The sequence below is a fragment of the Janthinobacterium sp. HH104 genome (assembly GCF_001758715.1).
Taxonomy (GTDB): domain Bacteria; phylum Pseudomonadota; class Gammaproteobacteria; order Burkholderiales; family Burkholderiaceae_D; genus Janthinobacterium; species Janthinobacterium aestuarii.
In genome coordinates, this window is the sequence record NZ_LRIB01000035.1 from 46864 (window position 1) to 73844 (window position 26981).

A 26981-nucleotide genomic window follows, 5' to 3' on the forward strand; every position below is an offset into this window, starting at 1 on the left:
CCATGAAAATAGATGACCTGGCCTCGAAACACGATCAAGCAAAGATTTTCAACCTCGAATACGAGTTCCGCATCAACCGGCTGAAACTCGATTACATCACCCTGGCCGATGTCCGGCCGGCCGGCAGCGACCTGGAGCAACTGGCCGTGGAGCACCAGACGGGCATCGCCGCCCTGCGCAGCTTCGTCGCCCTGAACTTCAACCATTTCAACGCGGCAAGCTGTTCCTCGCTCAGCTGCATTCCCACGCGCGCGCTCGGCGACGACGAGCGCTACCTGCACCGCATCTGGATGGGCGGCCCATTGCCGGCCATCGCAGCCGAAGCGATCGGGCAGTGGGGCGCGGCGCTGGAAGAGGTGCGGCGCAACGGCGGCGCGCCATATGTCTCCATCCTGTGGGTATGGGATGCGCAGCAGCTGCGCAATGACGAGCGCTTCAGCCCCACGGGCGGCGCCGGGCGCTACACGATAGGCCGCTACGCGATCGGCGGCACGACCCTGCATATCAACTCGCTGCGCGCGCTGGCGCTCGATTTCGCGCCGGCCCGCTTCGATATCCTCGATATCCTGCATACGCAGCGCTACTTCGCCACCTTGTCCGATTACTTCCGCATCCTCATCATGTGCGAATACGGGGGCATGTATATGGATGTCGATACGATCCCGCATAATCCGGCGACGATTTTCCTGATGAAGCCGGAAGTGCCCGATTATTTCCAGCGCAAGGAGGATGGCAGCGAAGAGCGCCGGCATGTCAGCTGGATGAATCTGTTTCTCGATGAAACGGGCATGCTGATCGCCAAGAAGAACGATGCCGCGCTGCGCGTGATCCAGCGCAATGTGAACCTCGCCTATGCGGGCATCGACGCGCAGATTCCCCGTTCCTGCCCGCAATTCGAGGCGCAGCTGTTTGGCCAGTTCTATGCGGAATGGAAGAAGAACCTGGGCGTGACCGTGCTCAGCCATGCCGAGTTCTACCAGCGCTATTGCGTGCTGTATGACGGTGCGCGGGAAGCGGTGGCGGGCGGCATCCGCGGCATGCGCTTGCTGGACGATATCATTACCGACATGCACATTCCCTTGAGCGACGAGGAACGGCGCGCGTATGCGCGTTGCGTGGCGCGGCTCGACGAGATCGGCTGGCAGCTTGACGATCCTTTGATCCTGCCCGACATCGTCGATGTGTTCGATATCGAGGAAGTGCCGCGTATGGCCTATGCGGCTCAGCTGCGTGCCGACATCGACCATTTCCACTATTACTCGGTGCTGTCGGACGACCCGCAGCTCGACCGCGTGAATAGCGTCTTTTGCCGCTACCTGCTGGCCCACCGTTCGCAGCATATTGCCGCCGGTGCTTTCTGGCGCCCGACCGTCGGCCGCCACGGCAGCCGCATGCCGGCCGCCAGCGATGCCGCCCCGCCAGGTGACGAGGCGCAGGCGGATTTGCTGTCGCATGCACCGCTCACGCTGGTGCCGGGCGAACTGCTGGACGACGAGACGAAGAACCGCATGGCGAAGCTGCTGTTTGCCACCAGCTACCTCGAATACTGCTCGTTCGGTAATAAATTGAATCTGCAATTCGTCGAATTGCAGCGGCGGCAAAACATCGACCCGTATCTGGCGCACATCCACGGCCTGCATGACGAGGACGGGCGTTTCATCGGCTTTTTCACGGCCGCGACGATGGACGAGTTCCAGGCCTGCGGCGCCGTCTCCTATTACCGTGACGACATGAAGGCGCTCGACGATGCGTATGATGAATTCGTGCTCGCGCATGCGCATGCCGACGACTGTTTCGTCAGCAGCCTGGCCATCGACGAGAAATACCGGGGCCAGGGTTTATTCAGGCAAATGTTCCATGAAATCCGCGACCTGGCCAGCCGCAAGGGCTGCGCGCGCATCACTCTGACGGTGTGGGAAAAGAGCGAAGCGCTGCAAGTGTATCTGCACAAGGGCTTTCGCAGCGTGGGCACGTTCGACTATGCCTACAGCCTGTTCTATGACCGGCTGCATTTTCTCGTGTATGAGGGTAACTGAGGAGGAAATTGAGGAAGCAGGGGGCGGCCGGCAGCCGCCCCGTGAGTAGCGTTACAAAGCGAGGAAGGCCAAGGCCGCCACGGCCGTCGGCAGCAGGGCGCCGGCCAGCAGGCCGACGGCGCCGATCGATTCATCCTTGAAGCCGCGGCGCAGCAGGGCCACGCCGGCCGGGTTCGGCGCATTGGCGATGACGGTCAGGCCGCCACCGGCCACGGCGCCGGCCATCAGCATGTATTTTGCTTCGTCCGTCATGCCGACGATCAGCGAACCGAGGTAAGTGAGGGCCGCATTGTCGGTAATGGCCGTCAAGCCCAGGGCGCCGAAGAACAGGGCCAGCGGCTTCAGGCTCGAGACGATGGGTTGCAGCCACCATTGCTGCATGCCGCCCAGTACCACCAGGCCGCCCAGGAAGAAGCCGACCAGCAAGCCTTCCTTGAGGATCAGCGGGCTTTGATAGCGCTCGTACGCCTGCACGAAGCCGAGGAAGAACAGGAACAGGCCGATGAACAGCACGGGATGGTGCGCCAGGGTCACCACGCCGGCCAGCACGATCATGTGCACGAGGCTGACGGCCAGCGGCACTTTTGGCGCTTCCACATCGCCGGCCTTCGGCTTGATGTCGGAAGTGTTGCTGTGCAGGTATTTGCGCAGCAATATGCTCACGCCCGTGGCGTTGACGAGTACGGCGATGGCGGCCTTCCAGCCGAAATGGCTGGCCATGTAGGCGCTGTCCCAGTTCCACGTGGTGGCCACCATCAGCACGGGCGGCGCCGCGTACGAAGTCAGGGTGCCGCCGATGGAAACGTTGACGAAGAGCACGCCCAGCGCGCCGTATTTCAGCCATTCAGGGATGCCAGGGCGGAAGATTTGCGGCGCCAGCATCAGCGCGGCCAGGGTCATGGCGGCCGGTTCCGTGATCAATGAGCCCGTCAGGGGTACGAGCGCCAGGCCCAGCCAGACGAGGCCCAGTTCCGTGCGCAGCGGCATCACGCGCGCCACGCTTTTCAACAGGCGCTGCACGGCGTCGAGCACAGGGCGCGAGGCGGCCACGACCATGACGACAAAGACGAACAGGGGCTCCGTGTAATGGCGCGACTCGGCATACTCGATGGCCGCATCGCTGCCCGAGACAAAGGCCATGATGAGGATCAGGATAAAGGCCCAGAAGCCGAACACGACTTCGACTTCGCCCAGCAAGTGCAGCAGGCCCGCATGGCGGGGATGGCGCCGCGACAAGGTTTCAAACGACTTGGCGGCAAAGGTGTGGATGAGCGCAAGGCCGAAGACGATGGCGCTGATGATTTGGATGGTGGTCAAATGCGTTTCCTTATGGACGGAGGAAGCCGGCTGGTACGTTGCCAACCGGTAAGGAGAGTGCTTATGGTACAGCAATCGATGCCGAAAACGGGGTTTTTCGGACATGGCGGAGCGGCCCCGGCGGTAGCGGCAGTCAGATAAACCTTGCCAAAAGTGGAGCTGGATAGTACTGTATATGCATACAGTATTCATCTATCTATCCAATGATGCAACATTCTCAATTGATGGCCTCGCCGGAAGCCTTGCACCCGTCCTTGTGGCGTGCATCGCAGCTGGGGCAGGGCGCCACGCGCTGCCTGGACACGGGCTTTGCCGCCCTGTCCGCGCAGCTGTCCGGCGGCGGCTGGCCCAGCGGCAGCCTGATCGATCTGCTGGTGCAGCAGCCGGGCAGCGGCGAATTGCGGCTGCTGGCCCCCGCGTTGGCGCAACTGCCGGGCTTGCCCATCGTGCTGTTGCAGCCGCCCCATCCGCCGCAGGCGCTGGCCCTGGCCGCGCAGGGACTGGCGCCATCGCAACTGCTGTGGCTCAAAAGCGCCGGCAGCAAGGATGCCTTGTGGGCGGCGGAAAACATCTTGCGCAGTGGTACCTGCGGCGCCTTGCTGTTCTGGCAGCCGCACGTGCGCGCCGACAGCCTGCGCCGCCTGCACCTGGCCGCGCAAAGCGGCAACACCCTGTTCTGCATGCTGCGCCCGCTGCACGCCGCCCAGGATGCGTCGCCGGCGCCGCTGCGCCTGTCCGTGCGCCCGGCCGCCGGCGGTATCGAGATCGGCTTCATCAAGCGCCGGGGACCGCAGCGCGACGCGCCCCTGTTCCTGCCCCTGCAACCTCCTTCATTATTGCGACGCCATGCGACTCTGGATCGGCCTGTGCCTGCCCCGGCTCCCGTTCGAAGTGTTTTGCCCGCGCTGGTCGGCTGACAGCCTGGGCGTAGTGCTGGAGCAGGAGCAAGTGATGGCCGTGTCGCCGCTGGCGCGGGCGGCCGGCATCAAGCCGGGCATGCGCCGCGCCGGTGCGCTGATGCTGGCGCCGCAGGCGCGCCTGCACGAGCGCTCGCCTGAACTGGAAGCGCAAGCCTTGCAAGCGGTGGCGCTGGCGCTGCTGCAATATTCACCGCTGGTGGCGCAGGGCGAGGAAGCGACCCTGCTGGTCGATGCGGGCGCCAGCTTGCGCCTGTTCGGCGGCGTGCGCGCCCTGTGCCGGCACATCGAGGCCAGCTTGCGCGCGCTCGGCTACACGGCCCAGTTATCGTGCGCACCCACGGCGCGCGGCGCCTGGCTGCTGGCGCGCGCCGCTACGCGCCGGCGCCGCGTGCTGGGCATGGCCAGTCTCACCCGCCGCCTCGACGGCCTGCCGTGCGCCTTGCTGCCGCCCGCGCGCCCTTACCTCGACTGGTTCGAGGGCATCGGCTGCCGCACCCTGGGGCAACTGCGCCACTTGCCCCGGCCCGGCTTGCAGCGCCGTTGCGGCGCAGCCTTGCTCGATATGCTCGACGATGCGCATGGCCACAGCACGGAATTGTTCGTGTGGCTCGAAGCGCCGCCCACGTTCCGCGCCAACCTGGAATTGTTCGACCGCGTGGAGCACGCGGACGCGCTGCTGTTCGGCGCGCGCCGCCTGCTGCTGCAAATGACGGGCTGGCTGTGCGCGCGGCAATTTGCCGTCGAGCGCATTCAATTGCTGCTGGCGCACGAACGGGGCAGGGTGGCGCGCCCGCCCACCGTCATCGACCTGGCGCTGGGCGAGGCCGTGTGGCGCGACGAGCACCTGGTGCGCCTGCTCCAGGAGCGCCTGGCGCAGCTGGTGCTGGAGGCGCCCGTGATCGGCCTGACCCTGGAAGCGCTGCAGGTGCAGCCGATGGCGCCGCCCAGCGACAGCCTGTTTCCCGAGCCGGGCGGCACGCCGCAGGAACGCCAGCGCCTGCTGGAATTGCTGGTGGCGCGCCTGGGCACGGACAATGTCTTGCAGGCCGCGCCGCGCGCCGATTACCGCCCCGAAGCGGCCAACCAGTGGCTGCCGCTGCCGGCCAAGGCCGGCGCAAAAAACGCGCAGCCGGACTTGCCGCCCGGCTTGCCCGGCATGCCCCGTCCCGGCTGGCTGCTGGCCCAGCCCATCGCCCTGCTGATGCGCGAGCACCGGCCGTTTTATGGCTCGCCTCTGAAAATGGTGTCCGTTGCCGAACGCATAGAGGCGGGCTGGTGGGGCCAGTCGCAGGCGCGCGATTATTTCATCGCCGAAGGCCTCGACCACGCCCATTACTGGGTCTACCGCGAACGCATCGCCGGCAGCGGAGAAGACGCCGCGCCGCGCTGGTTTTTGCATGGCTTGTTTGGCTGAATGGGCTGTCCTGCTGAAACTGCCATGCTTGGCTATACTGGCTTCCCGGCGCCGCATATTTAATTGAAACGAAGGATATCCATGACACAGCTTTCCGACTTCCCCATCACCCAAAAATGGCCTGCCCAGCATCCCGAGCGCCTGCAGCTGTATTCGCTGCCGACGCCGAACGGCATCAAGGTTTCGATCCTGCTGGAAGAGCTGGGCCTGGCGTACGAGCCGCACCTGGTCAGCTTCGAGACAAACGACCAGACATCGCCCGCCTTCCTGTCGCTCAATCCCAACAACAAGATTCCCGCCATCCTCGATCCGAACGGCCCCGATGGCAAGCCGCTGGCCCTGTTCGAGTCGGGCGCCATCCTGCTGTACCTGGCCGAAAAGACGGGAAAGTTCATTCCCGAGAACGCGGGCCTGCGCTATGAAACGATACAGTGGCTGATGTTCCAGATGGGCGGTATCGGCCCCATGTTCGGCCAGGTGGGCTTCTTCCACAAATTCGCCGGCAAGGATTACAAGGACAAGCGTCCGCTCGAGCGCTATCTCGGCGAGGCGAAGCGTTTGCTGGGCGTGCTCGAGCAGCGCCTGCAGGGCCGCGACTGGATCATGGGCAGCCAATACACGATTGCCGACATCGCCATCTTCCCGTGGGTGCGCTGCCTGGTGGGTTTCTATGGCGCGGGCGATCTCGTCGGTTTTAGCAACTTCCCGAATGTGCAGCGCGTGCTGGATGCTTTCCTGGCCCGGCCTGCCGTCATCAAGGGGCTCGACATACCATCGCGTGGCTAAAACAGCCGTGGCCGGACAGCGCTACAATGCGCCATCGGCCGCGCTGCGCGGCAGCTTTGATCTGAGACAATGAAATCCACCCGGCAAGACTTTCCCGGCGCGCACGGCCATGTGCTGGCGGCGCGCCTCGATGCGCCCGATGGCGCCATCCGCGCCTATGCGCTGTTCGCCCACTGTTTTACTTGCGGCAAGGACGTGCTGGCCGCGCGGCGCATCGCGCAAGGCTTGACGGAACACGGCATTGCCGTGCTGCGCTTCGACTTCACGGGGCTTGGCGCCAGCGAAGGCGAGTTCGCCGCCACGAATTTCTCGTCGAACGTGGACGACCTGGTCGCCGCCGCCGACTTTTTGCGGGCCAGACACGCCGCGCCGCAATTGCTGATCGGCCACAGCCTGGGCGGTGCCGCCGTGCTGGCCGCCGCGTCGCAAGTGCCGGAAGCGACCGCCATCGCCACCCTGGCCGCGCCGAGCACGCCCGCCTACGTGACGCGCATGTTCAGCGACCACCTCGAGAAAATCGCCGCCGAAGGCGAAGCGCTGGTGCAGCTGGAAGGGCGGCCCTTCCGCATCCGCCAGCAATTCGTCGACGACGCGGGCAGCCACAGCTTAAAAGAGCACATCGCCGGCCTGCGCCGCGCTCTGCTGGTGATGCACGCACCGAACGACACGACGGTCAGCCTGTCGAATGCGATGGATATCTTTACGGCGGCCAAGCACCCGAAAAGCTTCGTTTCGCTCGACGATGCCGACCATCTGTTGACGGGGCGCGATGACGCGGCCTATGTCGCCAACGTGATTGCCGCGTGGAGTGCGCGCTATATCAGCTAAGTAACTAAGCGGCCGCCCATGAAAAACGCCGCGGCAGCAGAAGCTGGCGCGGCGCAGATGGGGGAGAAAACGGATCAGTCTTCGTCAAACTCGGCCGAAAGATCCTTCCAGCCCTTGCTCACGGCAAAGGCCGAGAATTCCTCGGGCGCTTCCAGAACGATCAGTTTCTTGTCTTGCAAGCCCAGGTCGCCATGGCCGAAGTCGGGGCCCACGTAGCCGAGGCTGCGCAGGCGGGCTAGGATGTGGCCGACCAGGGTCTTGTCCTTGTAGGCGCCCGCTTCGAGCGGGGCGGCGAAATCGACGTAGACGTCGATGATGCCGTAGCCTTCGTCGAAGATGCGGATGGCCTTGATGTCGTGGGCACGGCCGGAGCCGTCGGTGGCCTTGAAGGGGCCGCTGAGCTGGATGTCGGTGTCATTGTTCATGCCGTCAGCATACACCAAAAGCCGGCCCCGCATGGGGGGCGCCATGCAAAATCCCCGGGATGGGTCATGTAAAATTTTCTTACAAATTTCGCGGCGTCTGGGGCGCTTTTCGCCAATTTCAAGGCCTTGAAAGGGGCGGGACAGGCCGTATATCGGTAACAAGCGGATGCTCATCGTGAGGTCCGCCCCTCTTATCGCTTCATTTGAAAAGGATATTTATCATGCGTACTTTTGACCTTGCTCCCCTCTACCGTTCCGCCATTGGCTTTGACCGCCTGGCACAGCTGCTCAACGAACAACGCGCCGATGCGCAACCGAGCTATCCGCCGTACAACATCGAACTGGTATCGGAAGACAAGTACCGCATCGTGATGGCATTGGCCGGCTTCTCGCGCGAAGAGATCGACATCATCACCGAACGCGACTCCCTGCACGTCACGGGCCGCAAGCAGAAAGATGGCGTCGAGCGCACGTTCTTGCACCGCGGCATCGCTGCCCGCGATTTCGAACAGCGTTTCCAGCTGGCCAACCATGTGAAGGTCACGGGCGCCACGTTTGAAAACGGCATGCTGACCATCGACCTGGTGCGTGAAGTGCCGGAAGCCCTGAAACCGCGCAAGATCGAGATCGGCGCCGGCAGCGGCACCGCCGCTAACGTCAATGCGCTGGAACAGCGTCAAGCGGCCTGATCTGATCGTGGCGCCCCTTCGGGCGCCCTGGCAGCCGGGAGGGTTCCCTTCCTCCCCATGCAGTAAAATACTGGCCGGTTGATCCGGCCAGTGTCACGTCTGGAGCCTGTTCGGGCCCTTCATTGAGCGCCATGCAAGGTGCATGCTGCAGGCCAGATTAAGCCATGCTTAAAGGCGCAAATACCTGTTTCCAAATAGAAAAATGTTAAGCACCGCCTAAGACTCGTGGCCCACTATTGCAGACATCAAAATCTCATTAAATGAGGAGCAATTCATGGAACAGCAAACGAATACCGCATCCCTGAAAATCAAACGCACCGTAGCCGCGCTGGCCGCGATCGGTGTGCTGGGCGCCGGTGGCGCCATGGTGGTGCATCAGAACAATGCCGGCGCGAATGCCGCTGCCGCTGCCCCAGGCACCCCCGTGGCTGCCGCCGTGGCGCCCGCCGCCAGCGCGCCGCTGGTGGCCTTGCCCGACTTTAGCCAGATCGCCGCGCGCAACAGCCCGGCCGTCGTCAATATCAGCGTGACGGGCAGCACCAAGGTGGCTTACGACCCCTCGGCCCAAGCCGGCAATGACGACTTCGGCAACGACCCGTTCTTCGAATTCTTCCGCCGCTTCCAGGGGCCGCAAGGCGGGCAGCGCGGTGGCCGCGACGTGCCCACGCATGGCCTTGGTTCCGGCTTCATCGTCAGTCCCGACGGCGTCATCATGACGAACGCCCACGTGGTGCGCGATGCGCGCGAAGTGACCGTCAAGCTCAACGACCGCCGCGAATTCCGCGCCAAGGTGCTGGGCACGGATCCGAAGACCGATATCGCCGTGCTGAAAATCGACGCCAACAACCTGCCCGTCGTGCCGCTCGGCCATTCGAGCGACCTGAAAGTAGGCGAGTGGGTGCTGGCCATCGGTTCTCCTTATGGCTTCGACAGCACGGTGACGGCCGGCGTCGTCAGCGCCAAGGGGCGTTCCCTGCCCGACGACAGCAATGTGCCGTTCATCCAGACGGACGTTGCAGTGAACCCCGGAAACTCGGGCGGCCCGCTGTTCAACACGCGCGGCGAAGTGGTCGGCATCAATTCGCAGATCTACAGCCAGACGGGCGGCTTCCAGGGCCTGTCGTTCGCCATCCCGATCGACTTGGCCGGCCGCATCAAGGACCAGATCGTCGCCACGGGCAAGGCCAGCCACGCCAAGCTGGGCGTGACGGTGCAGGAAGTGAACCAGGGCTTTGCCGACTCGTTCAAGCTGGCCACGCCGGAAGGCGCCTTGGTCGCCAACGTGGAGCGGGGCAGCCCGGCCGACAAGGCGGGCCTGAAATCTGGCGATGTGGTGCGCAAGGTGAATGGCCAGCGCATCATCGGCTCTGCGGACTTGCCGGCGCTGGTGGGCACGTCCTTGCCAGGCGACAAGATCACGATGGATGTCTGGCGTGACGGCAAGATCGTCAGCCTGACGGCAACCTTGGGCAATGCGGCCGACAAGGTGGCCGACGTGGCGAAGAGCGACAGCGCCGCTGGCAAGGTAAAGCTGGGCCTGGCCCTGCGTCCGTTACAATCGGATGAAAAACGCGAGGCGGGCATCAGCGCCGGCCTGCTGGTGGAAGACGCTGGCGGTGCTGCCGCCAACGCAGGGGTGCAGCCGGGCGACGTGCTATTGTCGGTCAATGGCCGTCCCGTCAACACGGTCGAGCAGGTGCGCGACGTGGTGGAAAAATCCGCCAAGTCGGTCGCCTTGCTGATACAGCGGGGACCCGACAAGATTTTTATTCCGGTGCGTTTGGGCTGAAAACAAGAGTAACGAGATAGAGAGGCAAGCCATGCGCTTATTGCTGGTAGAAGACGATACGATGATCGGCGAGGTGGTGCTCGATTTGCTGCGCGCCGAGCATTACGCAGTGGACTGGGTCAAGGATGGCGATATGGCCGATACGGCCCTGCAGACGCAGACCTATGACCTGGTATTGCTGGACCTGGGCTTGCCGCGCAAGGATGGCCTCGACGTGCTGCGCTCGATGCGCTTGCGCAAACTCGACACGCCCGTGCTGGTAGCCACGGCGCGCGACGCCATCGAGCAGCGCATCGCCGGCCTCGACGCGGGCGCCGACGATTACGTCTTGAAGCCGTATGACCTTGACGAACTGCTGGCGCGCATCCGTGCCTTGCTGCGGCGCGCCTCGGGGCGGCCGGAACCGGTCTTCGAACACCAGGGCGTTTCCATCAATCCGCTGACGCGCGAAGTGATCGCCGAAGGGCATCCCGTCAATCTGTCGGCGCGCGAATGGGCCGTGCTGGAAGCCTTGATCGCGCGCCCCGGCATCGTGCTGTCGCGCGCGCAGCTGGAAGAAAAACTGTACAGCTGGAAGGATGAAGTCAACAGCAATGCCGTGGAAGTGTATATCCATGGCTTGCGCAAGAAGCTGGGCAGCGACTTGATCCAGAACGTGCGCGGCCTCGGCTACATGGTGCCCAAGGCATGAGGATGAAGGTCACGGTGACGCATTCGCTGCGCGGCCGCCTGCTGTGGTTTTTGCTAGCGGCCATTATCATGGCTGCCCTGGCGCAAGCGTCGATCGCCTACCGCAGCGCCTTGTACGACGCCGATCAGATCTTCGATTACCACATGCAGCAGATGGCTTTGTCGCTGCGCTCCGGCGCGCCGCTGGCCAACCATGCGCAAGCCTTGCCGGCAGACCCCGTCAACAACGACATGGTGGTGCAGGTGTGGACGCCGGACGGCGTGCAGGTGTTCCGTTCGATCACGCGCGCGGAACTGCCGCAGCGCGCCGTGCTGGGCTTTTCGAACGTGAAGGCGAACGGCACGACCTACCGCATCTTCTCCGTGCAAACCAGTTCCCAGACCGTGCAGATCGCCCAGGACATGGCCGTGCGCAAGCGCATGGCCGGCAGCCTGGCGCTGCGCACGGTGGGGCCCATCGCGCTGATGGCGCCGATTTTGATGCTCGTCGTCTGGTGGGTCGTCAGCGGTTCGCTGGCGCCCGTTTCGCGCGTGCGCAAACAGGTGGCGGCGCGCCAGGCGGACGATCTGTCGCCCGTTTCGGAAGCGGGCTTGCCCGACGAAGTGCGCCCGCTGGTGCATGAGCTGAACTTGCTGTTCGGCCGCGTCAAAACGGCGTTCGACGCGCAGCAGCATTTCGTTGCCGACGCCGCCCATGAATTGCGCACGCCGCTGGCGGCCTTGAAACTGCAGGTATTGAGCCTGGAGCGGGCCGAATCGCAGGAAAAGCGCAGCCTGGCGATCTCTCGCGTGAGCGCCGGCATCGAACGGGCCACGCGCCTGGTCGAGCAGTTGCTGGTGCTGGCGCGCCAGGAAGCGAGCGCCGCCAGCGGCGACCAGTTGCAGGCGGTGGACTTGAACGACGTCGTCAAGCGCGCGCTGGGCGACATGGCCGGCATCGCGCAGGCGCGCAAGATCGACCTGGGCCTGCATCACATGGATGCGGCCAAGGTGGCGGGGCAGGCCGATGCGCTCAACATCATGCTGCGCAACCTGGTCGACAACGCCATCAAGTACACGCCGCAGGGCGGCACGGTCGATATCGACCTGCGAGCCAGCCCCGTCGGCGTGACCTTGTCCGTGGAAGACAGCGGCCCCGGCATCCCGCCCGAGGAGCGCGAGCGTGTCTTCAGCCGCTTCTACCGCGTGCCCGGCACGGACGCCAACGGCAGCGGCCTGGGCCTGGCCATCATCAAGGCCATCGCCGAGCGCCACGGCGCGCGCCTGGTGCTCGATAAATCCGAGCGCCTGGGTGGTTTGTGCGTGCGCGTGGAATTCCCGCAAGCCGTGAAAAAATAGCGTTTTGATCATGATCTTTGGCATGTTGCATTGACGCGCGCGCCGCTGGCATATATTGTCTGCGCAATAAGCAATCAAGCAAACGGAGCGCAGCATGCAGAAGATCGGCTTTTCAGGAACCCTCGACCCCATCACCAACGGCCATATGTGGGTGATCGGCGAAGCGCGTTCGCTCGCCGACGAGGTGATCGTGTTCCTGTCGCAAAACCCCGCAAAACGTCCCCAATTTCCCGCCGAAGACCGCAAGCGCATCATCGAACAGAGCGCGCGCGAGTGCGGCTGGGACAATGTGCAGGTGGTCATCGTCAAGGGCGACTACACGGCCCGCGCGGCGAAAAAGCACGGCTGCGACTACCTGATCCGCGGCATCCGCACAACGGCCGATTTCGACTATGAAAACCTGATTCAGCAAACGAACGTGGACGTGCTGCAGGGCGCCAAGACCATCTTCGTGATGCCGCCGCGCGACCTCGGCTCCGTCAGTTCCAGCTTCGTCAAGGCGCTGGAAGGCCCTGTGGGCTGGAACTGGACCATGAAGAAATTCGTCCCCGGTCCCGCCTACCAGGCATGGATACTCGACTGCCTGCGCAAGGAGTGGGAAGCGCTGTGGAACTATGCGACCGCCTCGCAAGATGACATCGCACTGGCGGACCACTGGTTCGCGCACCTGACGGGACCGCAGGCGTATGGCGGCGCGGACCGCCACTATCACAACCTCGACCATCTGGTGCATGGCCTGTCCGAGATCCGGGTGTGGGCCGACAATACCTTTGCGCCCAAGCGCGACAGCGCGCTGGTCAAGAAGGCGTTTTGGTTCCACGACGCCGTCTACAGCCACGACGACGATGCCCTGTATTCGAGCGAAGAGGCGAGCGCCCAGCTGTGGCTGGCCAGCGGCCTCGATGCGGGCGACAACCTGGATGTGGCGCAATTGATACGCGCCACCGATCACTTCCAGGGACCCGGCATCAGCCATGCGCTGAAGGACGCCATGCTCAGCGCCGACCTGGCCATCCTGGGGCAGGATGAAGAAGTGTATCAAGCGTATACGCAAGCGATCGGAAGAGAATACGCGCACGTGGACCCCGTGCGCTTCAACGAACAGCGGGGCCTGGCCCTGCAGCACCTGAGCGCCAAGGCGCAGGCGGGCCAGCTGTTTGGCGATGCGTATTTCGCCGACCAGTACAACGAGCGGGCGATAGACAATATGCGCAAAGAGATCGCGGCGCTGGCGGGGAGTTGAGTTTAGCGGCGGCTGGCTGCTGCATGCAGCAGTGCATCCTCGAGCCGGTCATTGCCCCAGAATAATTCCCCTGCGCTGATGAAGCTGGGGGCGCCGAACAGGTTCAGCGCTTGTGCCTGCTCGGTCTGGCGGCGCAGCCGCAGCTTGTTATCTTGTGTCAAAGCCAGCGCCAGCACGGCGCGCGCATCAAGGCCCAGTTCCGCCAAGGCTTCGCTGACGGCCTCGATGTTGTCGATATCGCGGTCCGCGGCAAAATTCATCGCCATCATGCGGCGCGCAAACGGCGCAATCCAGCCCTGGTCCGCGCCGATCAAGGCCACACGCATGGGCAACAGGGCCGTGCGGGGAAAGGAACCCGGCTGCTGCCATGGCAACGCGTACTTTTCGCACTGGCGCGCCATGTCGCGCCACGTGTAGTCGCCCTTGAGTTTTTGCAAGATGAAGGGCGATGTCTGCCAGCCCAGCGCCTTGAAGACGACGCCCAGCAGGAAGGGTTTCCAGATCACATGTACCTTCTTTTCATGCGCCAGCGCTTCGATGCGCATGGCGCTCAGGTAGCTGTAGTTGCTGCCGAAATCGAACCAGAATTCCAGTGTGGCCATGGCATCGCTTCCAAGTGGTGGTGCTAGCGAGCCGCCGCCTTGGCGCGCGCCGCGTGCAGCTTCTTGAAGCTGTCGATCAGGCGCTGATGCCTGTCGAGGCCTTCCAGCTGCATGCTGGTCGGGGTCAGGCCGAAGAAGCGCACGCTGCCTTCCACCGAGCCCAGCACCGCGTCCATGCGTTCGTTGCCAAACATGCGGCGGAAATTGACGACGTAGTCGTCCAGTTCCAGCGCGTCATCGAGTTCCACTTCCAGCACCACGTTCATGGCCTGGTAAAACAGTTTGCGCTCGAGCGTGTTGTCGTTGTACTGCAGGAAGGTTTCCACCAGCTCTTTCGCCTCCTCGAACTGCTGCAGGGCGAGATGGATCAGCAGTTTCAATTCCAGGGTCGTCAGCTGGCCCCAGACCGTATTTTCGTCAAATTCGATGCCGATCAGGGTGGCGATGTCGCCGTATTCGTCGAGCTCGCTGTTTTCCAGGCGGTCGAGCAAGTCTTCCAGGCCGGCATCGTCCAGCTTATGCAGGTTCAGGATATCGGCGCGAAACAGCAGCGCCTTGTTGGTGTTGTCCCAGATCAGATCTTCGACTGGATACACTTCCGAATACCCGGGCACGAGGATGCGGCAGGCCGTGGCGCCCAGCTGGTCGTACTCGGCCGTGTACACTTCCTTGCCCATGCCGGCGAGGATGCCGAACAGCGTCGCCGCTTCCTCGGCATTCGAGTTCTCGCCGTGGCCGGAAAAATCCCACTCGACGAAATCGTAATCGGCCTTGGCGCTGAAGAAGCGCCATGAGACGATGCCGCTCGAATCGATGAAGTGTTCGACGAAGTTATTCGGCTCGGTGACGGCTTCGCTGGCAAACGTGGGCTGCGGCAAGTCGTTGAGGCCTTCAAAGCTGCGGCCCTGCAGCAATTCCGTCAGACTGCGCTCGAGCGCCACTTCCAGGCTCGGGTGCGCGCCGAACGAGGCGAACACGCCGCCCGTGCGCGGGTTCATCAGGGTGACGCACATCACCGGGTACACGCCGCCCAGCGACGCATCCTTGACCAGCACGGGGAAACCTTGCTCTTCCAGGCCGGCGATGCCGGCCACGATGCCCGGGTATTTCGCCAGCACTTCATGCGGCACGTCGGGCAGGGCGATTTCGCCTTCGAGAATTTCGCGCTTGACGGCCCGTTCAAAAATTTCCGACAGACATTGCACCTGTGCTTCAACCAGCGTATTGCCGGCGCTCATGCCATTGCTGACGTACAGGTTTTCGATCAGGTTCGAGGGGAAGTACACGATTTCGCCATCCGAATGCCGCATATACGGCAGCGAGCAGATGCCGCGCTCGGCATTGCCGGAGTTGGTGTCGATCAGGTGCGAGCCGCGCAGCTCGCCATCGGGATTGTAGATGTCCAGGCAATACTCATCGAGTATCTCTTTCGGCAACGCATCCTTGCGGCCCGGCTTGAACCAGCGCTCGTTCGGGTAGTGGACGAATGGCGCGTTGGCGATGTCCTCGCCCCAGAACGAACCGGCGTAGAAATGGTTGTTGCTGAGCCGCTCGATGTACTCGCCCAGGGCCGACGCCAGCGCGCTTTCCTTGGTCGCGCCCTTGCCGTTGGTGAAACACATGGGCGAATGCGCATCGCGGATATGCAGCGACCAGACATTCGGAATGATGTTGCGCCACGAGGCGATTTCAATCTTGATGCCCAGGCCCGCCAGCAGGCCCGACATATTGGCGATGGTCTGTTCCAGCGGTAAATCCTTGCCGACGATATAGGTGCTCGCGCCAGGGGCCGGATTCAAGGCCAGCAAAGCCTGGGCGTCGGCGTCCAGGTTCTCCACTTCTTCAATCACGAACTCGGGCCCCGTTTGTACCACTTTCTTGACCGTGCAACGGTCGATCGAGCGCAAGATGCCCTGGCGGTCCTTGGCCGAGATATCGGCCGGCAGCTCGACCTGGATCTTGAAAATCTGCTGATAACGGTTTTCTGGATCAACAATATTGTTTTGCGACAGGCGGATGTTTTCGGTGGAAATATTGCGCGTATCGCAATACAACTTCACGAAGTAGGCCGCGCACAGTGCCGATGATGCCAAAAAGTAATCGAACGGGCCAGGCGCCGAGCCATCGCCCTTGTAGCGGATGGGCTGGTCGGCGATGACCGTAAAATCGTCGAACTTGGCTTCGAGACGCAGCTTGTCGAGAAAGTTGACTTTAATTTCCATGAGGTAATCCAATACAGTGCTTATGAGTTAGGCGCTATTATCCGTGCTTTCTGCCGCAGGGCAAACATTGTTCACTGCGGCCGTGCTGGCCGGGCACCGTCGGGGCAATGAGGCAGGCTGATAAATATGCGAGGCGACCGAACTGAACATGCGAATAACACTGATGCGTCACGGCGAGCCGCAACTCGCCAAGGGCGGCTGGATAGCGCCCATGCAAATGGGACAGTGGATTGATCTCTACAATCAATCGCTGATCAAGGAGGGCAGTATCCCTGCGGAGTGCCCCGTGGCAGCGCTTTCCGCGTCGACCATCGTGGCCAGCACGGCACCCAGGGCATGCTCGACGGCCAGGGTGCTGGGCGACTTGCCATTCACGCAAGAGGCGATTTTCACGGAAGCGGAGCTTCCCTTTGCGCTCTGGAAAGCGCCCTGGTTGCCGCCTCAAGCCTGGGCAGTGATTTTCCGCCTGCTGTGGCTTTGCGGTTATGCGCGCGGTTCGGACTCGCTGACGCTCACCCGGCAGCGTGCCAGGGCCGCCGCCGAGCGGCTTGTTGCGCTTGCCGCCAAGGGGCCTGTGCTGCTGGTCGGACATGGCATCATGAATCGTTTGATCGGCAGGGAACTGCAGGCATTGGGTTGGCTTGCCCGCAACAGGCAAGGCAGCCGGTACTGGAGCATGGGCGTCTACGAGTTGTGAAACTGGCGGGGCGTGGATCGATACAATAGATGGTGATGTGATCGAAACGCTTGGACCTTCCCATTGCGAAGGTCAGCGTCATCCATAAAGAAGGCCGTGCCGATGCAAATTTCCATGAATGATGTGATCACCGAGCAAGAAGTGATAGCCCTCTACAAGGCCAATCACTGGTCGTCCGCGGAAAAGCCCAAAGAGCTGATGGCTGCGCTGCGCAATTCCCACAGCCTGGTGACGGCCCGTGCCGATGGCAAACTGATTGGCATCGGCAATGCCATTTCCGATGGCCATCTGGTTGTTTACTTTCCGCATATGCTCGTCGATCCGATGGCGCAGGGCCAGGGCGTCGGCAGAAAGATGATGGCGGCCATGCTGGAAAAATATGCGGGATTTCACCAGCAAATGCTGACGGCGGACGGCAAGGCCATCGCGTTCTACGAATCCGTGGGATTTGTTCGTGCCGGGAAAACAGAGCCCATGTGGATCTATGCGGGCGATGAGCATTGAATGGTGATGCCGACATAAAAACAGCGGCTGCCCATGCTGGCGCAGCCGCTGTTTTTTTAGGTGGATACGGTGGTCAGAACTTTACCCACAGCCGTCCGAAATACGAAGCGCCGTTCAGGCCGAACTGCACGCTGTCGTATTTGAAGCCGTTATCCGTCTCATCCGCGTTTTGCGTGGTGGGCTTGACGTTGAAGATGTTGTTGCCGCCGAAAGTCAGCTTGGTGTTCTTGCTGATGCTGTAGGTAAAGCTCAGGTCGGCCGAGGTCTTGGTCTTGTAGCGGGCGTTCGGTACGCCTTCGGCCGTGCCGCTGAAGGTGCCCAGGGTTTGCGGGCCAAAATAGATGATGCGCAGATCCGATTCCAGCTTGCCCGTGATGTAGTCGAAGCCCAGCGTGGCTTTCGCGCGCGGGCCGCCCTGTTCGATGAACAGGCGTTCGCGCTCGGACAGCAAGACATCTTCGAAGCCCGTCAGCGAGGCGGGCGTCTTGACTTTCGTCACTTCCGTCTTGCTCAAGTTCAAGGCCACGAAGGTATTCAGGCGGTTGCCGGCCAGCTCGCCCTTGTGCGAAGCCGTCAGGTCCAGGCCGCGCGTGCGCGTGTCGATGGAGTTGACGAAGAATTGCGCCTCGCCCACGCCCAACAGGGCCAGGCGCGCGGCCAGGTCAGGGTAATTGTCGGCATTGAAGCGGCCCGACAGCACGATGCGGTCCTTGATCTTGATGTTGTACAGGTCGGCCGTGACGGAGATGGCTTGCGTCGGCGTCCAGGTGGTGCCCAAGGTAAAGCTGGTGGATTTTTCCTCTTTCAACTTGGGAATGCCGGCCGCGTTGGCGACGGTGCCGCCGTTCGGCGCCAGCACCACGTCGGTGGGCACGCCGCCGATGAAGTCGGTGAAGGTGGACGAGAAATACACTTGCTGCAACGATGGCGCGCGGAAACCCGTGCTGGCCGAACCGCGCAGCAGCACGTTTGGCGCCAGCTTGTAGCTGCCGGCCAGCTTGCCCGTCACGGTGGAGCCGAAGTCGCTGAATTTTTCATAGCGCAAGGCTGCCTGGGTTTTCAGGCGTTCCGTCCATTCCAGTTCCACGTCGCCATACGCGGCGATGCTGTGGCGCTTGGCCTTGGTGGCGTCGCCGGGCTGGAAGCCGGGGAAGCCCTGGCTGCCCGCATTGCCGCCCACGCCCACGCCGTCGGCGTCGTTGTAGGAGCCCGGTTCGCCGGCCATGATCTTGTATTCCTCGCTGCGGTATTCGGCACCGAAGGCCACGTTCATGCCGCGCATCACCGTGTCATAGTAGCGGCTGAAGTCGGCGTTGCTGGTCAGCTGCTGGAACGAGAAGCCGCCCGCGTCGTAGCTGCTGGCGCTGACGCCCTTGCCGCCGTTCATCAAGTCGAGGTTGGCGATCGAGGCGTTCAGCGTATTGCTGATGTCGTAGCGCATCTTGTTGTAGCCATAGGTTTGCGAAAAGTCCGCATGCCATTCGCCGATCTGGCTGCGGTGGCCGATGGTGGCGTACTGATCGTCGATCTTGCCGTTAATGAAAGGCACGAAACCGTCCGGGTACATGGCGGCCGAATTGCGCGACGGGATGTCATCGCTGCCGATGCCGCCCCGGCCAAATGCGGCGCTCGAGGCGTCGCGTGTCTGCGCGCCGGCAGTGAAGTACAGCTTGCCCGTGCCGCTGGTGGCGTAGTCGCCATTCACGTACAGGGTTTTATTTTTGGATTTGGTGTCGCCGATGATGCGCATGCTGTCGGAATCGGCCCGGTTCGAGCGGCCCCGGTCCAGGTATTCGCCGGTGATGGCCAGGGTGCCCTTGTCGCCCAGCGCGATGCCGCAGTAGGCCGAGGTCATGTAATTCTTGCCGTCGCCTTCCGAATACTGGCTGTAGCCGGCCACCGCTTCGCAGCCCAGGCTTTTCTTCAGTTCGATGTCGATCACGCCGGCAATGGCGTCCGAGCCGTACTGGGCGGCGGCGCCGTCGCGCAGCACTTGCACGTTCTTGATCGCCAACAAGGGAATCGCATTCATGTCCGTGCCCGTGTTGCCGCGGTTGCGCGCGCCAAACAGGTTGACGAGGGCCGTCGTGTGGCGCCGCTTGCCGTTGACCAGCACCAAGGTCTGGTCGGAACCGAGGCCGCGCAGGGCTGCTGAATCGATCAGGTCGGCCCCGTCGGCGCCCGTCTGGCGCGTGGAATTGAACGAGGGCGAGATGTATTGCAGCGATTGCGCCAGGTCGAATTGGCCGCCTTGCTCGGCCACCTTGGAAATCGGAATGATATCGACCGGCACCATCGTATCGGTGGAGGAACTGGCGACCCTGCGCGAGCCGACCACGCTGACCGTTTGTACGGGGCCTTCTGTGGCCGCAGGGTCGTTGCTCTGCGCCATGGCGGCGGGACTGAAGGCGGCCAGGGCGGCGCTGCCGTACAGGCTGATGAGGACTGCTTTACGCAAGGTGGTGAGGGTCGGCACGCAGTATCTCCAAGTGGTATTGTGACTTGATTCTAGTGCCATCATTTCATCATTCACCAGCGATACTTTGTTTTGTTATTACAAATTTGTAGTAACTGTTGTTTCCTGGTTGATTATCTTTTCGCCGCTGCCCGGCTTGCCTTGTACTGGTGCGGCATGCCCCGTTCAGGTGCTGCGTTGCACCATGCCGCCCACCCAGATTGCTTGCGCGCTGTATTGCACCTCGATCAAACAAGGCTGCTGCGTCACGTGGCCCTGATGCAGGCGCAGCGACTGCTGCCAATGCGCTGACAGCGCGCCCGCCGCCACGCCCGTGGCGCTGTCTTCCAGCGCCGGGTCGAGGTGGTTGAAGTTGCGTCCCTCGTACTCGTGCTCGCCCGTGCGGCAATATGCATAGCAGCCGTTGACTTGATGCAAGGCGCTCCAGTCGGCGATCAGTTCCAGGTTCGGCCGCAGCGCGCGCAGGGTGGTGCGGTCTGCCACTTCCAGCAGCAGCTTCGGGCTGCCGACGGAGGCGATCACGGGCGGCGACAGCAAGTGCATGTGCTGGCCCATCAGTTCCGACGGCACATATTTTTCCACCATGACGGCAGGCGCCGGTTGCGGTGTCAGGCCGATGAATAGACCTTCCGCGCGGCGCACCAGCTGCAAGGCTTGCCCGCGCATGGCCGTGGTCACCGTCAAGGCTGCCGGTGCGCCAGGCGCCGTCAGCAGCACATGCGCGGCCGCCAGGGTGGCATGCAGGCACAGGGGACTGCGCGTGTGCGGATAAAAATAGTCGAGCACGACGCCTCCGTCCGCTTGCCGGTCGAGGAAGACGCAGGCGCTGACCTGGCGTTCGCGGGCAAATTGCTGGCGCGCCGTTTCGCTGTTGTCGTCGTTTTCCACGACCAGCGCCGCATTGCCGCCACCGGGTGCGGCGCCGAAACATTTTAAGAAGTGGACGATCATGGTGGGCGAGGCATAAGGTAAAACACGAGCATAAACGAAAATATGCGCAACGCCTCTTGCAATCCTGCCAGCCTGTAGCGACAAGGCTCTGCTTATTGACGCCTTCGTGGAAGCTGCATATCAACTGATGATATACTTTGCCGCATGTGGATCGATCCTGCCATTGATACATTGCTGGACCTCGACGGTTCCATACTCGACCAGGATGGCGGCTATTGGATCAAGATAGAAGCCAGGCGGACAAAGGCATCGGATGAGATCCCCCATGGCATACGCTACTCGCTGACGTTGCACGAACCGTATGGCAAACGCATCCTCGGTTACGACAATGCCCATATGGTGAAGCCGCCAAAGAAATTCAAATATGCGGGACGTATCGTGACTTTTGACCATAAACACCGTCATCCCTCAGATCAGGGAGTGCCATACGAATTCAAGGACGCACAGCATCTGATCAATGATTTCTTTGCTGACGTGGACCGCATTTTGCTGGAGGTAAAAAAGCAATGAAACCGATTTTTATTGGCATCATGCCGCAAGAGAAAATCCGCGAACGCGTGCTCGCCATCGCTCGTGGTACCTATAAACCGAAGCTGAACGAACCCAAAGTCTGGTTCACTTCCATCAAATCGCTGGCGGAAGTCCTGAGCGACGAAAACCGGGCATTGCTGCACGTGATTCTGGAAACGCAACCGGAATCCATCTCGGCCTTGGCTGAGACAACGGGCCGTAAACCGAGCAATCTGTCGCGGACACTGAAAACCATGTCCAACTACGGCATCGTGGAATTGAAACGGGAGCGCAATCAAGTTCGTCCCATCGCCACCGCAACTGAGTTTCGTATTGTCGCGCATTGACTTTTCATGCTCTCAGCTTTTGACTTTCTAAATCAACAGCTGTTGCGCTTCTCGGCCACCTCTTCCAGATGCGTATAATATACTGTGTTTATATACAGTATTGAGGTAGATCATGTGGGGCGCCGTCTTACCCGAGTATGCTGAGCTGTACTGCTTGAGCAATTTCAGCTTCCTGCATGGAGCCTCGCATGCGGAAGAACTGGTGGCGCGCGCCGTCCAGCTCGGGTACAAGGGGCTGGCCATCACCGACGAGTGCTCGCTGGCGGGTGTCGTGCGTGCCCATGCGACGGCCAAGCGGGCCGGTTTTCCGCTGATTATCGGCGCGCATTTTCATTTGACGCAGGCCGACGGCAGTCCGGCCCTGTCCTTGCTGGCGCTGGTGCGGGACATCGACGGTTATGGCAATTTGTCGGAACTGATTACCATGGCGCGCACGCGGGCGGCCAAGGGGCGCTATTTGCTGACGCCCGACGATTTTGCGGCGCCTTCGGCCGAGTTTGCGCATTTGCAGGGGCTGCCCGGCTGTCTGATGATCTTGCTGCCCAGCTATCCGGCCCAGCCGGAAACCGTGCGCGCACAGGGGGCGTGGATGGCGGCCACCTTTGGCGGCGAGCGCAGCTGGATCGGCCTGAACCTGCTGCAGCGGGCGCAGGATGACGCGCACCGCAGCGCCGTGCAAGAGGCGGCGCAGGCGCAGGGTTTGCCCGTGGTGGCCGTCGGCCACGTGTGCATGCACGTGCGTTCGCGCAAGCCCCTGCTCGACACTTTGTGCGCGATTCGCGTGGGCAAGCCCGTGGGCGAATGCGGCTATGCGCTGGCGCAAAATGCGGAGCAGCATTTGCGCGCGCGCCTGCGCCTGGCCAATGTGTATCCGCCGCAAGCGCTGGCGGAAACCTTGCGCATCGCCAAGATGTGCGAATTTTCCCTCGACAGCCTGCACTATGACTATCCCGACGAACTGGTGCCGGGCGGCCACACGCCGGCGACCTATCTGCGCGAGGAAACATATGCGGGCGCGCGTCTCCGCTTTCCGTTGGGCATTCCGGCCAACGTGCAGGAACAGATCGAGCAGGAGCTGGATCTGATCGCCGAGCTGTCGTATGAAGCGTACTTTTTGACCGTGTACGATATCGTGCGCTTTGCCCGCTCGCAAAACATCCTGTGCCAGGGCAGGGGCTCGGCCGCCAATTCGGCCGTCTGCTATTGCCTGCACATCACGGAAGTGGACCCGGCACGCGGCAATTCGCTGGTCGGGCGCTTCATGTCGCGCGAGCGCAACGAGCCGCCCGACATCGACGTCGACTTCGAGCACCAGCGGCGCGAAGAGGTGATTCAATATATCTACGGAAAATATGGGCGCGAGCGGGCTGCGCTGGCCGCCGTGGTGATCAGCTACCGTCCGAAAAGCGCCTTGCGCGACAGCGGCCGGGCGCTGGGGATCGACCTGGCCATCGTGGAAAAAGTGGCCAAGGCGCACCGCTGGTTCGACGGCAAGCGCGATCTGTTGGAGCGCCTTGCCGAATGCGGGCTCGACCCGGAAGCGGCATTGTCGCAGCAGTGGGCCGGCCTGGCGCAGCAGCTGCTGGGCTTTCCCCGCCATCTGTCGCAGCATCCGGGCGGCTTCGTCATTGCGCATGGAAAATTGTCGCGCCTGGTGCCGATTGAAAACGCCACCATGGCCGAGCGCAGCGTCATCGAGTGGGACAAGAACGACCTCGAGGAGCTGGGCTTGATGAAGGTCGACGTGCTGGCGCTGGGCATGCTGTCGGCCCTGCGCCGCGCTTTGGAACTGGTCGGTGCGCGGCGCGGCGAAGAGTTCCGCCTGCAGGATATTCCCCGCGAAGACCCGGCCACCTACGACATGATGTGCGAGGCCGACACCATCGGTGTGTTCCAGATCGAGTCGCGCGCGCAGATGAGCATGCTGCCCCGGCTGCGGCCCCGTGAATTCTACGACCTCGTCATCGAAGTGGCGCTCGTGCGCCCCGGCCCCATCCAGGGTGGCATGGTGCATCCGTATCTGCAGCGCCGCCAGCAGAAGGAACTGGTCGAGTATCCGAAAGGCCTGGAAAAGGCGCTGGGACGCACCCTCGGCATTCCCATTTTCCAGGAGCAAGTGATGCAGGTGGCCATCATCGCCGCCGATTTCACGCCCGGCGAAGCGGACCAGTTGCGGCGCGCCATGGCGGCCTGGAAACGCAAGGGTGGCATGAACAATTACCATGACCGCATCGTCAATGCCATGGTGGACAATGGCTATGAGAAAAAGTTTGCCGAGGCCATCTTCAGCCAGATCGAGGGCTTTGGCGAATACGGCTTTCCCGAGTCGCACGCGGCCAGTTTCGCCCTGTTGACGTACGCCAGTTCCTGGCTGAAATGCCACGAACCGGCCGCCTTCCTGTGCGCCTTGCTCAACAGCCAGCCCATGGGCTTTTACAGTCCCTCGCAACTGGTGCAGGATGGTCGCCGGCATGGCGTGCAGGTGCTGCCTGTCGACGTGGCCATCAGCGCCTGGGAAGCGACGTTGGAAGAGACTGTGGAAGGGGCCGCGCCCGCCGTGCGCCTGGGCTTGAACAGCCTGTTCGGCATGCGTGCCGAGGCCGCCCAGCGTATCGAGGATGCGCGCGCCATTGCCGCTTTTGTCGACGTGGCCGACCTGGCCCTGCGTGGCGGCCTGGACCGTCATGATTTGCAGGTGCTGGCCGCCGGCAACGCCCTGCACGCGCTGGCCGGGCACCGGCGCGAAGCGCTGTGGCAGGCGGCCGGCGCCGTGCCCGACAGGGATTTGCTGCGCGCCACGACGCAAGAGGAAGGCTTGCCCATGCTGGCCGCGCCGACGGAAGGCGAGAGCATCGTCAGCGACTACCGCGCGCAAGGCCTGACCCTGGGCCGTCACCCGCTGGCGCTGCTGCGCAGGCAATTGCTGGAACAGCGTTTCATGCCGGCGTCCACGCTGATGACGTACACGAGCGGGCAAGTGGCGCGCGCCTGCGGCATCGTCACCGTGCGCCAGCGGCCGGGCACGGCCAAGGGCGTGATCTTCATGACCCTGGAAGACGAGACGGGCACCGTCAACGTCATCGTCTGGCCCGACCTGGTGGAAAGCCAGCGGCGCGAAGTGCTGAGTGCGCCACTGCTGGGCGTGTACGGCGTGTGGCAGCGCGAGGGCATCGTGCTCAACCTGGTGGCCAAGCGCCTGGTCGACATGTCGCATCTGCTGGGACGCTTGCGCACCAGCAGCCGGGATTTCTGTTGAGAGTTGCAGGCGGGGAGGAGGGCATGGCATTATTTAAGAATGACAACATTACCCGAACCGACACTGCGTCCCGCCCTCGTCGCCGACGCGCCCGCCATCGTTGCCCTGATCGACGACCTGATGCCCTTTTTGACCCTGCATCCGGATGGTGCCGGAGCGGAAAAATTCATCGAACACTGCCGCCAGCCAGCCATTGAAGGCTATCTGTCACAGTCGCGCTACGCGTATCAGCTCGCGCATATCGGCGGCGAGCTGGCCGGCGTCGTGGCCATGCGCGACAACACGCATCTGTTCCACATGTTCGTGCCGCGCGCCCTGCACCGGCGCGGCATGGCGCGCCGTTTGTGGCAGGCAGCCCGCGATGCGTCGCTGGCCAGGGGCGATGTGACGGCCTTTACCGTCAACTCCTCGCTGTATGCCTTGCCCCTGTACACGAGCCTGGGCTTTGTCGCCACGGGGCCGAAGGTGGAAGAGGGCGGCATCGCCTTCGTGCCGATGCGCATGGAATTGTAAAAATCACCCCAACGACAAGGACTGGGGGCGTACCCTCAGGGTACGACCCCGGCATTTGCTTTTTGGGTTGGTATTGATTACCAGCGCACGATCTTCCCCGGGTTCATGATGTTCTTCGGATCCAGCGCATGTTTCAAGGCACGCATGGTGTCGATGGCGCCTACACCATGTTCTTCCACGAGGAACGCCATCTTGTGCATGCCCACGCCGTGCTCGCCCGTGCACGTGCCATCCATGCCGATGGCGCGCGTGACCATGTCGCTGTTGACCTTTTCCGCGCGCGCGATGTCGGCCGGATCGTCCGGGTCGACCAGCATCTGCACGTGGAAATTGCCGTCGCCCACGTGGCCGATGATGGCGTAGACGAGGCCCTGTGCTTCGCAATCGGCCTTGGTGGCGAGGATGCATTCGGCCAGGCGCGAAATCGGCACGCAGCAATCGGTGGAAATGGCGCGGCTGCCGGGGCGCATCTGCAGCAGGGCGAAATACGCGTTGTGGCGCGCGGCCCATAGGCGCGAGCGGTCTTCGGGGCGGCTGGCCCATTCGAAATCGCTGGCGCCGTGTTCGGCCGTGATGGCTTGCACCAGCTGCGCCTGCTCGGCCACGCTGGCCGGCGTGCCGTGGAATTCAAACAGCAACAGCGGCTTTTGCGGCAGCGCCATCTTGTCGTAGGCATTGATGGCTTTCACGCCATTTTCATCGAGAAACTCGACCCGCGCCACAGGAATGCCCATCTGGATGGTCTGGATCACGGCGCTGACGGCTTCGCCCGTGCCGGGGAACGAACACACGGCCGCCGAGATCGCTTCCGGCAGCGGATACAGTTTCACGGTCACTTCCGTGATGATGCCCAACGTCCCTTCGCTGCCGACGAACAAGCGCGTCAGGTCGTAGCCGGCCGACGATTTTTTCGCCCTCGTTCCCGTCTTGATGATGCGGCCATCGGCCGTCACCACGGTCAGGGCCAGTACGTTTTCGCGCATGGTGCCATAGCGCACGGCGTTCGTGCCCGAGGCGCGCGTGGCCGCCATGCCGCCCAAAGACGCATTGGCGCCCGGGTCGATGGGGAAGAACAGGCCAGTGTCGCGGATTTCTTCATTGAGCTGCTTGCGCGTTACGCCTGCCTGCACGGTGGCCGTCAAGTCTTCACCATGCACGGCGACCATCTGATTCATTTGCGACAGATCAATCGTCACGCCGCCATGCAGGGCCAGTACGTGGCCTTCGAGCGAGGTGCCGCTGCCGTAGGCGATGATGGGCACGTCGTGCGCGCTGCACAGCTTGACGGCGGCCGCCACTTCCTCGGTGGAATGGGCGAAGATGACGGCGTCTGGCAGCATGGGGGGATAGCTCGACTCGTCGCGTCCATGGTGTTCGCGCATGGCTTGCGTCATGGAAAAGCGGTCGGCAAAGATCAGGGAAAGTACG

At 62.7% G+C, this 26981-nt stretch carries 23 protein-coding genes; 16 read left to right on the plus strand and 7 right to left on the minus strand.

What is annotated here, in order from left to right; translation table 11 throughout:
- Nucleotides 1-2 precede the first annotated feature (2 nt).
- Nucleotides 3-2036: a GNAT family N-acetyltransferase gene (locus JAB6_RS15140; protein ID WP_070303482.1), complete on the plus strand. Its 2034-nt coding sequence runs from the start codon at nt 3-5 to the stop codon at nt 2034-2036.
- Between the two features lie 51 nt (nt 2037-2087).
- On the opposite strand, the gene JAB6_RS15145 is transcribed toward JAB6_RS15140, so the two are convergent.
- Nucleotides 2088-3353: a putative Na+/H+ antiporter gene (locus JAB6_RS15145; protein ID WP_070303483.1), complete on the minus strand. Its 1266-nt coding sequence runs from the start codon at nt 3351-3353 to the stop codon at nt 2088-2090.
- 206 nt (nt 3354-3559) lie between these two features.
- Here JAB6_RS15145 and imuA point away from each other — a divergent pair, with 206 nt between their 5' ends.
- The 4 genes from imuA to JAB6_RS15165 all read left to right on the plus strand — a co-directional run bounded on the left by imuA (nt 3560) and on the right by JAB6_RS15165 (nt 7301).
- Nucleotides 3560-4270, plus strand: coding sequence for a translesion DNA synthesis-associated protein ImuA (imuA, locus tag JAB6_RS15150; protein ID WP_070303567.1), 711 nt, complete (start codon nt 3560-3562; stop codon nt 4268-4270).
- Nucleotides 4200-5687 (plus strand): DNA polymerase Y family protein, encoded by a 1488-nt coding sequence (locus JAB6_RS15155; protein WP_070303484.1) that lies wholly within the window; start codon nt 4200-4202, stop codon nt 5685-5687. Before imuA ends, JAB6_RS15155 begins: the two co-directional genes overlap by 71 nt.
- An 81-nt stretch (nt 5688-5768) precedes the next feature.
- The gene (locus tag JAB6_RS15160) at nt 5769-6473 is read left to right on the plus strand and encodes a glutathione binding-like protein (protein WP_070303485.1); all 705 of its coding nucleotides are present in this window, start codon (nt 5769-5771) and stop codon (nt 6471-6473) included.
- A 69-nt stretch (nt 6474-6542) separates the two neighbouring features.
- Complete coding sequence (locus tag JAB6_RS15165) at nt 6543-7301, plus strand: S9 family peptidase (RefSeq protein ID WP_070303486.1); 759 nt, start codon at nt 6543-6545, stop codon at nt 7299-7301.
- Between the two features lie 74 nt (nt 7302-7375).
- Here the strand turns inward: JAB6_RS15165 and JAB6_RS15170 are convergent, their stop codons facing one another.
- Nucleotides 7376-7726 carry a hypothetical protein gene (locus JAB6_RS15170; RefSeq protein WP_034783462.1) on the minus strand — a complete coding sequence of 117 codons (351 nt, stop codon included), beginning with the start codon at nt 7724-7726 and terminating at the stop codon, nt 7376-7378.
- Nucleotides 7727-7947: 221 nt separating this feature from the next.
- Here JAB6_RS15170 and JAB6_RS15175 point away from each other — a divergent pair, with 221 nt between their 5' ends.
- The 5 genes from JAB6_RS15175 (at nt 7948) to coaD (ending at nt 13475) form a co-directional block, all read left to right on the plus strand.
- Entirely contained in the window at nt 7948-8415 is a 468-nt protein-coding gene (locus JAB6_RS15175; protein WP_070303487.1) for an Hsp20 family protein, read from the plus strand.
- A gap of 274 nt (nt 8416-8689) precedes the next feature.
- Complete coding sequence (locus JAB6_RS15180) at nt 8690-10204, plus strand: Do family serine endopeptidase (protein WP_070303488.1); 1515 nt, start codon at nt 8690-8692, stop codon at nt 10202-10204.
- A gap of 31 nt (nt 10205-10235) precedes the next feature.
- Nucleotides 10236-10895, plus strand: coding sequence for a response regulator transcription factor (locus JAB6_RS15185; RefSeq protein ID WP_034750756.1), 660 nt, complete (start codon nt 10236-10238; stop codon nt 10893-10895).
- Between the two features lie 2 nt (nt 10896-10897).
- Nucleotides 10898-12232, plus strand: coding sequence for an ATP-binding protein (locus JAB6_RS15190; RefSeq protein ID WP_034750754.1), 1335 nt, complete (start codon nt 10898-10900; stop codon nt 12230-12232).
- Nucleotides 12233-12326: 94 nt separating this feature from the next.
- A complete protein-coding gene (coaD, locus tag JAB6_RS15195) occupies nt 12327-13475 on the plus strand; it encodes a pantetheine-phosphate adenylyltransferase (RefSeq protein ID WP_070303489.1) in 1149 nt (382 codons plus the stop codon).
- 2 nt (nt 13476-13477) lie between these two features.
- Here the strand turns inward: coaD and JAB6_RS15200 are convergent, their stop codons facing one another.
- Both JAB6_RS15200 and JAB6_RS15205 read right to left on the minus strand, forming a co-directional pair.
- Nucleotides 13478-14077 (minus strand): 2-hydroxychromene-2-carboxylate isomerase, encoded by a 600-nt coding sequence (locus tag JAB6_RS15200; RefSeq protein ID WP_070303490.1) that lies wholly within the window; start codon nt 14075-14077, stop codon nt 13478-13480.
- Between the two features lie 23 nt (nt 14078-14100).
- Nucleotides 14101-16299, minus strand: coding sequence for an OsmC domain/YcaO domain-containing protein (locus JAB6_RS15205; RefSeq protein WP_070303491.1), 2199 nt, complete (start codon nt 16297-16299; stop codon nt 14101-14103).
- Between the two features lie 163 nt (nt 16300-16462).
- On the opposite strand from JAB6_RS15205, the gene JAB6_RS15210 reads away from it, so the two are divergent.
- On the plus strand, nt 16463-16996 hold the full coding sequence (locus JAB6_RS15210) for a histidine phosphatase family protein (protein WP_070303492.1): 534 nt from the start codon (nt 16463-16465) through the stop codon (nt 16994-16996).
- Nucleotides 16997-17110: 114 nt separating this feature from the next.
- Entirely contained in the window at nt 17111-17500 is a 390-nt protein-coding gene (locus JAB6_RS15215) for a GNAT family N-acetyltransferase (RefSeq protein WP_217494634.1), read from the plus strand.
- A 73-nt stretch (nt 17501-17573) separates the two neighbouring features.
- Here the strand turns inward: JAB6_RS15215 and JAB6_RS15220 are convergent, their stop codons facing one another.
- Together JAB6_RS15220 and JAB6_RS15225 are read right to left on the minus strand one after the other, a co-directional pair.
- Nucleotides 17574-19976, minus strand: coding sequence for a TonB-dependent siderophore receptor (locus tag JAB6_RS15220; RefSeq protein WP_083292742.1), 2403 nt, complete (start codon nt 19974-19976; stop codon nt 17574-17576).
- 165 nt (nt 19977-20141) lie between these two features.
- The gene (locus JAB6_RS15225; protein WP_070303495.1) at nt 20142-20927 is read right to left on the minus strand and encodes a PhzF family phenazine biosynthesis protein; all 786 of its coding nucleotides are present in this window, start codon (nt 20925-20927) and stop codon (nt 20142-20144) included.
- 144 nt (nt 20928-21071) lie between these two features.
- Here JAB6_RS15225 and JAB6_RS15230 point away from each other — a divergent pair, with 144 nt between their 5' ends.
- The 4 genes from JAB6_RS15230 (at nt 21072) to JAB6_RS15245 (ending at nt 25553) form a co-directional block, all read left to right on the plus strand.
- Complete coding sequence (locus JAB6_RS15230) at nt 21072-21437, plus strand: DUF6516 family protein (RefSeq protein ID WP_070303496.1); 366 nt, start codon at nt 21072-21074, stop codon at nt 21435-21437.
- Nucleotides 21434-21784 (plus strand): transcriptional regulator, encoded by a 351-nt coding sequence (locus tag JAB6_RS15235; RefSeq protein WP_070303497.1) that lies wholly within the window; start codon nt 21434-21436, stop codon nt 21782-21784. Before JAB6_RS15230 ends, JAB6_RS15235 begins: the two co-directional genes overlap by 4 nt.
- A 112-nt stretch (nt 21785-21896) precedes the next feature.
- Complete coding sequence (locus tag JAB6_RS15240; protein WP_070303498.1) at nt 21897-25040, plus strand: error-prone DNA polymerase; 3144 nt, start codon at nt 21897-21899, stop codon at nt 25038-25040.
- Between the two features lie 39 nt (nt 25041-25079).
- On the plus strand, nt 25080-25553 hold the full coding sequence (locus JAB6_RS15245) for a GNAT family N-acetyltransferase (protein ID WP_235194203.1): 474 nt from the start codon (nt 25080-25082) through the stop codon (nt 25551-25553).
- Nucleotides 25554-25630: 77 nt separating this feature from the next.
- On the opposite strand, the gene JAB6_RS15250 is transcribed toward JAB6_RS15245, so the two are convergent.
- A complete protein-coding gene (locus tag JAB6_RS15250) occupies nt 25631-26947 on the minus strand; it encodes an FAD-binding oxidoreductase (RefSeq protein ID WP_175444553.1) in 1317 nt (438 codons plus the stop codon).
- Nucleotides 26948-26981: the final 34 nt, after the last annotated feature.